Here is a 7,621-nt window from a genome sequence, read left to right as displayed (position 1 = left end):
CCTGCGGCCCGGGCGCCGCCTCGACAGACAGCCAGTCTGCCTTCGCCGACGCCCGGGCCGCAGGCGAGCTGACACTGCGGTGACGCCTACGTTGAATAGATCAGAACATCCCAACTACCGGAGAATGACGATGACCCTTTCGGTCGCCGTGCTGATGGACCCTATCGGCGCCTTCAAGATCGCCAAGGACACTACTTTTGCCATGCTGCTGGAGGCCCAGCACCGCGGCCATGCGATCTACACCATGGAACAGGGCGACCTGGCGGTGCGTGACGGCGAACCCTGGGCGCGCCTGACCCCGATGAGAGTGAAGGACGACCCCAGCGGCTGGTTCACGCCCGGCGAGGCGCGGTGGCGTGACCTGCGCGAGCTGGACGTGGTGCTGATGCGCAAAGACCCGCCGGTCGATTCGCAGTTCATCTACGACACCATGGTGCTGGAGCTGGCCCAGCGAGCCGGCGTGAAGGTGATCAACGATCCCCAGGCCCTGCGCGACTGCAACGAGAAGATGTACGCGCTGAGTTTCCCGCAGTGCATGGCGCCCACGCTGGTAGCCCGCGACCCGGCCGAGCTGCGCCGCTTCGCCGCCGAACACGGCGAGGTAGTGCTAAAGCCGCTGGACGGCATGGGGGGGCGCGGCATCTTCCGCGTCAAAGCCGGCGACACCAACTTGAATTCGATGCTGGAGACCCTGCTGGCTGGCGGCCCGCACGGTGAAGGGCGGCACATGGTGATGGCGCAGAAGTACATCCCGCAGATCAGCGCGGGCGACAAACGCATCCTGATCGTCGATGGGGAGCCAGTGCCGTATGCGCTGGCCCGTATTCCGCAGGGCAACGAATTCCGCGGCAACCTGGCCGCGGGCGGTCGCGGCGAGGGCGTGCCGCTGTCGGATCGCGACCGCTGGATCGTGGCCCAGGTGGCGCCCGAGCTGCGCCGCCGCGGCCTGTTGTTCGTGGGGCTGGACGTGATCGGCGACTACCTCACCGAGATCAACGTCACATCGCCGACGTGTGCGCGCGAGCTGGACAAGCAATTCGGGCTTAATATTGCCGGCCAGTTGTTCGATGTCATCGAGACAGTCTCTGCGTGAGCACCCCACCCCGCACCACCGGCGGCGATCCGATCGGCGCCACCCTGCTGTTTTCGCTGCTGCTGCACGGCGTGCTGCTGCTGGGCATCACCATCGACTTCGTCAAGCCGAAGCCCAGCCTGCCCACGCTGGACGTGACCCTGGTGGACGTGGCCAACCGCGAGGCGCCGGACAAGGCCGACTTCCTCGCCCAGGCCAGTAACCGCGGCGGCGGCGAGAGCGACAAGGCGGCGCGCCCCTCACAGCCGTTCTCCGGCCCGCTGCCCAAGCCTGACCCGGGGGTGGCTGCGCAGGCGCAACAGGCGACGGCCACCCAGCCGCAGGAGGTCACGGACACCAAGCTGCTGACCACCACCGGCAACAGCCGTTTCAGCGTGAACTCCGACAGCGCCCACCCGGAGAAAGCGGACAGCGACCTGCCGACCTCGGACGCCGACCGCATGCAGATGGAAGCGGCGCAGCTCGCGGCCGAGCGCCGCCAGCTGCAAGCGGCCTACGCCAAGCGCCCGAAGAAGAAGTTCATTTCCTCATCCACCCGCGAATACGCCTACGCCGCCTACATGCGCGGCTGGGTGGACCGGGTGGAGCGCATCGGCAACCTGAACTACCCCGACGCCGCCCGCCGCCAGCAATTGCACGGCGACGTGCTGCTCACCGTCACCCTCAATCGTGATGGCAAGGTGATGAGCATCGAAATCATCAACAGTTCCGGCCAGCCTTTGCTGGACAAGGCCGCCGAGCGCATCGTGCGCCTCGCCGCCCCTTTCCCGCCCCTGCCCACCGGCAGCGAGCGCGTGGACGAGCTGCATATCACCCGCACCTGGCAGTTCCAGCCGAACAACGTGCTGCATACGAGATAACCCGCACTGTAGGAGCCCACCCTGTGGGCGACCCGGCGCGATAGCGCCGATGCTCAGCGCCCATCGCGCACAGGGTGCGCTCCTACAGACGCCGCTTCGCCTGAACGTCCTCACACGCATCTATCGTCCCCTGCGCATACAATGCCCGCATGACCGCAACGCCTCCCTCATCCCTCGCTGGCCATTTCCTGATCGCCATGCCCAGTTTGATCGAGCCGCCGTTTTCGCGCGGCGTGGCCTTCATCTGTCAGCACGACGAAGATGGCGCGGTGGGCCTGCTGGTGAACCAGTTGTCCGAATACCGGCTGGGCGATGTGCTGGCGCAGATGAAGCTGGAGTGCGAAGACCCCGAAGTCGCCGACCTGCCGGTGTTGATCGGCGGGCCAGTGCAGCAGGAGCGCGGCTTTGTACTGCACCGTGAGGCGGGCCATTGGGAATCGAGCTACCGCATCAATGACCAGTGGTCGGTCACCACGTCGCGCGACATCCTGGTCGCCATGGCCGCTGGCGAAGGGCCGCGCCAGGCCGTGATGGCGCTGGGCTATGCCGGGTGGAGCGCCGGACAGCTCGAGCAAGAGTTGAAGGACAACACCTGGCTCACCGTCGAGGCCAATGAACGCGTGGTGTTCTACACACCGCTGGAAGAACGCTGGAGCGCCGCTGCAGGACTGGTCGGCGTCGACCCGCTGCAGCTGCCCGGCTACGCAGGTCACGCATGAGCTGTGTGTTCGGTTTCGACTACGGCAGCCGCCTGCTCGGCGTCGCGGTCGGCAACCGGTTCACGGGGCTTGCCCGCGCCCTCGCCGCCATCCCGGTCCGCGACGGCGAACCCGACTGGCAGAAGCTCGACGCCCTGCGTCAGGAATGGCTGCCGGACACCCTGGTCATCGGCCTGCCGCTGACGCTGGAAGGCGAAGAACAAGCCGCCAGCCGTGGCGCCCGCCGCCTCGCCGAACGCTTGAGCGAACGCTATCGCCTGCCGGTCGCCTTGATCGACGAACGCCACAGCTCGCAGGAAGCCGCGCAACGTTTTGCCGATGCGCGCGCCGCCGGACTGAAGAAACGCCGCGATGCCGCCACCATCGACGCCGAAGCCGCCGCCGTGATCCTCGAGCGCTGGCTTGCCCAGCCCATCGAGCCGACGGCTCACGGCCTCAGCCATCCCTGACCCTCGACGCCCAGACCCTCGACAACGCCCATGACCTCACGCCTGCGCCACCTCACCACGCTCGAAAACCTGCCGCGAGCCACCATCGAGCGTCTGCTCGACCGTGCCGTGTCCATGCGCGACGCCTGCGCTCACGGCACCCGCAAGCTGGATCTGCTGGCCGGGCGCACCATCCTCAACCTGTTCTTCGAGCCGTCCACGCGCACGCGCACGTCGTTCGAACTCGCGGCACGCCGCCTCGGCGCCGACGTGATCAACTTCGACCTCGGCTTCTCCTCCACCAGCAAGGGCGAAGCGCTGTACGACACGCTGCACACGCTGGAAGCCATGCACCTCGACGCCATCGTGGTGCGCCACAAAATCTCCGGCACGCCTGATGAACTGGTGCGCCACGCGATGAGCGGCGTGTCAGTGGTCAACGCCGGCGACGGCAGTCGCGCTCACCCCACCCAGGGCCTGCTGGACGCGCTGACCATCCGCGAGCACCGCCCCGATTTCGAAAACCTCACCGTGGTGATTTGCGGCGACGTGAAACACTCGCGCGTGGCCCGTTCGGACGTCCATGCACTCAGCGCACTCGGCACCAAGACCATCCGCCTGTGTGGTCCCGCCGCGCTGATGCCGGCGGACACCGAACTACCCCAGTGCGAACGCTTCACCGACTTCGACCAGGCCATCCAGGGCGCCGACGCCGTCATCATGCTTCGCCTGCAAAAAGAGCGCATGGCCGCCGCCGACCTGCCCGACGAAGCCGCCTACTTCCAACGCTTCGGCCTCGACAACCGCCGCCTGGCACTCGCCGCCAAAGGCTGCATGGTGATGCACCCCGGCCCCATCAACCGCGGCACCGAAATCGCCTCCGAAGTCGCCGACGGCGCACAATCCCGCATCCTCGAACAAGTCGGCAACGGCGTCTTCGTACGCATGGCCGTGCTAGGCGAAGTGCTGGCGCGCTGAGCACTGCCTAGCTTGCCGATAGCGATAGCGCCCACTGAAATCTTGCGCTGGTCATTCACCGGTCGCCAGCAGGCGTCCGGAATGCCCGCTGCATAAGCGGCCAGGTCGCGATAACGCGAACATCGAAGCGTCAACGCCACTGGACCCCGGCCTACGCCGGTGTGACGACAGTGAAAGGTTATCGCGAGCACCCGCCCCTCACCTCAATCATCTCCCCAAAGGGGAGAGGAGGCGAAGGCAAAGAGCCATGCTCATGCGAGCACCCGCCCCTCACCCCAACCCTCTCCCCGGCGGGGAGAGGGAGTTCAAACATGTGAGCTGTGCACAAGAGACAGGGTCTACGCCGAGTGACGAAATAGCAACGGCGTCTCAAACCCGCATCACGTATGCGCCACACAACCACATCCCTCTGCGTGGTATCGCCCAGTCCCCTCAACCACTCCATGCTTGCCATACATATCGTGTGGCCGCACCCAATCCGTCAACGATCGATAAGGCCCCGTCTCATCGCGCCCCTTCGGCATCACATCAAGAAACGCATACGCACCGAGAAACTGCTCCCCGCCTCGCCCGAACGTCGAGTACGTGTGGAAGATCTGCCCTTCAGCGTCTTTGTAAAAGACACTGTCGCCCGAAAGATCCTCCAACCCCGGATCGGTTTCGCGAAAGTTGTAGAACGCCTTCCCCGCCGCCAACTGCTCCGGCGTGAAGGACACATTGAAGTCGTAGTTGAAGTCGCTATGGAACGATGAGACGAACGGGAAGCGCCACGCCATCCTGGTGCGGAGCGCTTCTATTTCCTCAATGGGTGCACGCGCCACCGCCACGTACGACACATCGTGGTGCTCCAGATGCACAAGAATCCCTTCGAGATGATCGACCTCGAAGGCGCAACCCACACACTGATGCTGCTGCCCCGGCCCCATCATGAAGTGCTTCATGAAAAGCTGGCTGCGCCCCTGGAACAGATCGGCCAGCGATAGCGGGCCTGCGGGCCCGTCAAACACATAGCGCTTCTCCACCTTCACCCAGGGCAGCGCGCGTCGCGCCGCGTTCAACTCGTCCTTCATGCGCGTGAACGCCTTCTCCCTGACCAACAAATCCGTGCGCGCCTTCAACCATTCATCGCGAGATACGACTGAGTTATTCATGGCTTACTTCCTCTGGAAAGGCCGGCCTTATCTCTATGTCGAACGAACGATGCGAGGATCGACATCGAAAGATAGTCCATTCGTCATCCCCACAAACCCACGGCCGGCGGCTATCGTTGGCGTCCCTTTGCTCCCTGGAATCGTCGCCATGCAGCGCATCCGTTGGATTTTCACCGCCGCCGTTCTTGGTGGCGCCTCCACCCTGGCCGCCATGCCTGCCGCACCGCAGCAAGCCGTGCCGGCCACCGACAGCGCCGCGCAAGAAACCCGCAGCGCGTCGGGTGTGGATCTCGCCGGTATCGACCACGCGGTGAAGCCGGGCGATGACTTCAACAGCTACGCCAACGGCGCCTGGGCCAAGACAGCCGAAATCCCGGCCGACCGCTCCAGCACCGGTGTGTTCCTGAAGGTGTTCGAGAAGGCCGAGAAGCGCAACGCCGAACTGATTCGCGACGCCGGCAAGAGCAACCCGGCCGCCGGTACCAACGCACGCAAGATCGCCGATTACTACGCCGCTTTCATGGATGAAGCGGCCATCGAGAAACATGGCCTGGAGCCGATCAAGCCGGTACTGGCCAAGATCGACGCGATCAAGTCACCGGCCGATCTGGCCAGCGTCCTCGGCGGCACGCTGCGCGCCGACGTGGATCCGGTCAACGCCACCAACTTCAACACCGAAAACCTGTTCGGCCTGTTCGTCAGCCAGAACATGGACGACCCGTCACACAGCGTGCCCTACCTGCTGCAGGGCGGCCTGGGCATGCCCGGCCGCGATTACTACCTGTCCGACGACAAGGCCATGGCCGAGTTCCGCACTCAGTACCAGGCCTATATCGCCGGGCTGCTCAAGCAGGCCGGCGTGGCCGATGCGGATACCAAGGCCAAGGCCATCCTCGCGCTGGAAACCAAGATCGCCAGCGCGCAGGCGCCGGTGGTCGATAGCCAGGACGTGCACAAGGCCAACAACCCGTGGGCCGAGTCGTCGTTCGCCAAGCGTGCACCGGGACTGGACTGGGCCGCTTACTTCAAGGCCGCCGGCCTCGACAAGCAAGAGACCATCGTCGCCTGGCAGCCGGAAGCCATCGCCAAGCTTTCCGCACTGACCGCAAGCGAGCCGCTGCAGACCTGGAAGGACTACCTCACCTTCCACACGCTCAATCACAGCGCCCTCCTGCTACCCAAGGTCTATGCCGACCTCGCCTTCGACTTCTACGGCCACACCCTGCAGGGCACGCCCAAGCAGCGTGACCGCTGGAAGCGCGCCATCGGCTTCACCAACAATGACCTGGGCGACGCCGTGGGCCAGCTCTATGTGAAGCGCTACTTCCCCGCGTCGTCCAAGCAGCAAGTGCAGCAGATGGTGCACAACATCATGGCCGCGTTCGACGAGCACGTGGACACGCTGGACTGGATGACACCTGCCACCAAGCAGAAGGCCAAAGCGAAGATCGCCACGCTCAAGGTCGGCGTGGGCTACCCGGAAACCTGGCGCGACTACGGCAAGCTGGAGATCCGTCCGGACGACGCCCTCGGCAATCACCTGCGCGCCGAACAGCATGAGTATCACCACCAACTGGCCAAGCTCGGCAAGCCGGTGGATCGTGCCGAGTGGTGGATGACGCCGCAGACCGTCAATGCGGTGAACCTGCCGCTGCAGAACGCGCTGAACTTCCCCGCCGCGATTCTCGAAGCGCCGTTCTTCGATCCCAAGGCCGACGCCGCCGCCAACTACGGTTCGATCGGCGCTGTGATCGGTCATGAGATCAGCCATAGCTTCGACAACACCGGCGCCGAGTTCGACGCCCAGGGCCGCCTGGCCAACTGGTGGACGCCGGAAGATCAGGCCCACTTCAAAGCCGCCGGCCAGCGGCTGGCCGAGCAGTTCAACGCGTACGAGGCACTGCCCGGCCTGCACCTCAACGGCCAGCAGACGCTGGGCGAAAACATTGCCGACGTGTCCGGCCTGGCGATTGCCTATGCGGCCTACCAGAAGTCGCTGGGCGGCAAACCGGCAGCGGTGATCGACGGCCTGACCGGCGACCAGCGCTTCTTCCTCGCCTTCGCGCAATCCTGGCGCACCAAGACCCGCGACGCTGCACTGCGCCAGCAGGTAGTCACCAACGAGCACGCCCCAGGCCAGTTCCGCGCGCAGACCGTGCGCAATCTCGACGCCTGGTACGACGCGTTCAAGCCGAAGGCCGGCGAGAAGCTTTACCTGGATCCGAAGGACCGCGTGAAGATCTGGTAAGCCCGCCAACACCTGAAACAGATGAGGCCGCACCTCCCGGGGTGCGGCCTTTTTCATGGGCGAAACACATGACCGCAACCGCCGCCAAACCAAGCTGGGCGCACTGGCGAACGCCGTGGATCAGCCTATAGTCGTAGCTGCGAC

General features: G+C 65.1%; 7 protein-coding genes. 6 read left to right on the top strand and 1 reads right to left on the bottom strand.

What is annotated here, in order from left to right:
* The first annotated feature begins 130 nt into the window (after nucleotides 1-130).
* The 5 genes from gshB to OUZ45_RS03630 all read left to right on the top strand — a co-directional run bounded on the left by gshB (nucleotide 131) and on the right by OUZ45_RS03630 (nucleotide 4,078).
* The gene (gshB, locus tag OUZ45_RS03650; protein WP_266168558.1) at nucleotides 131-1,093 is read left to right on the top strand and encodes a glutathione synthase; all 963 of its coding nucleotides are present in this window, start codon (nucleotides 131-133) and stop codon (nucleotides 1,091-1,093) included.
* Nucleotides 1,090-1,953 carry an energy transducer TonB gene (locus OUZ45_RS03645; protein ID WP_266168557.1) on the top strand — a complete coding sequence of 288 codons (864 nt, stop codon included), beginning with the start codon at nucleotides 1,090-1,092 and terminating at the stop codon, nucleotides 1,951-1,953. The genes gshB and OUZ45_RS03645 overlap by 4 nt, the downstream gene beginning before the upstream one ends.
* Nucleotides 1,954-2,102: 149 nt before the next feature.
* On the top strand, nucleotides 2,103-2,672 hold the full coding sequence (locus OUZ45_RS03640) for a YqgE/AlgH family protein (RefSeq protein ID WP_266168556.1): 570 nt from the start codon (nucleotides 2,103-2,105) through the stop codon (nucleotides 2,670-2,672).
* Nucleotides 2,669-3,121, top strand: a complete 453-nt coding sequence (ruvX, locus tag OUZ45_RS03635) for a Holliday junction resolvase RuvX (protein ID WP_266168555.1) — start codon at nucleotides 2,669-2,671, stop codon at nucleotides 3,119-3,121. Before OUZ45_RS03640 ends, ruvX begins: the two co-directional genes overlap by 4 nt.
* 30 nt (nucleotides 3,122-3,151) lie before the next feature.
* On the top strand, nucleotides 3,152-4,078 hold the full coding sequence (locus OUZ45_RS03630) for an aspartate carbamoyltransferase catalytic subunit (protein ID WP_266168554.1): 927 nt from the start codon (nucleotides 3,152-3,154) through the stop codon (nucleotides 4,076-4,078).
* A gap of 380 nt (nucleotides 4,079-4,458) precedes the next feature.
* On the opposite strand, the gene OUZ45_RS03625 is transcribed toward OUZ45_RS03630, so the two are convergent.
* Nucleotides 4,459-5,229, bottom strand: a complete 771-nt coding sequence (locus OUZ45_RS03625; RefSeq protein ID WP_266168553.1) for a DUF899 domain-containing protein — start codon at nucleotides 5,227-5,229, stop codon at nucleotides 4,459-4,461.
* A 148-nt stretch (nucleotides 5,230-5,377) separates the two neighbouring features.
* On the opposite strand from OUZ45_RS03625, the gene OUZ45_RS03620 reads away from it, so the two are divergent.
* A complete protein-coding gene (locus OUZ45_RS03620) occupies nucleotides 5,378-7,477 on the top strand; it encodes a M13 family metallopeptidase (RefSeq protein ID WP_266168551.1) in 2,100 nt (699 codons plus the stop codon).
* The last annotated feature ends 144 nt before the right edge of the window (nucleotides 7,478-7,621 follow it).

It is taken from the genome of Dyella subtropica (assembly GCF_026283965.1).
Lineage (GTDB): Bacteria > Pseudomonadota > Gammaproteobacteria > Xanthomonadales > Rhodanobacteraceae > Dyella_D > Dyella_D subtropica.
This window is presented reverse-complemented; position numbering and strand designations above follow the sequence as displayed.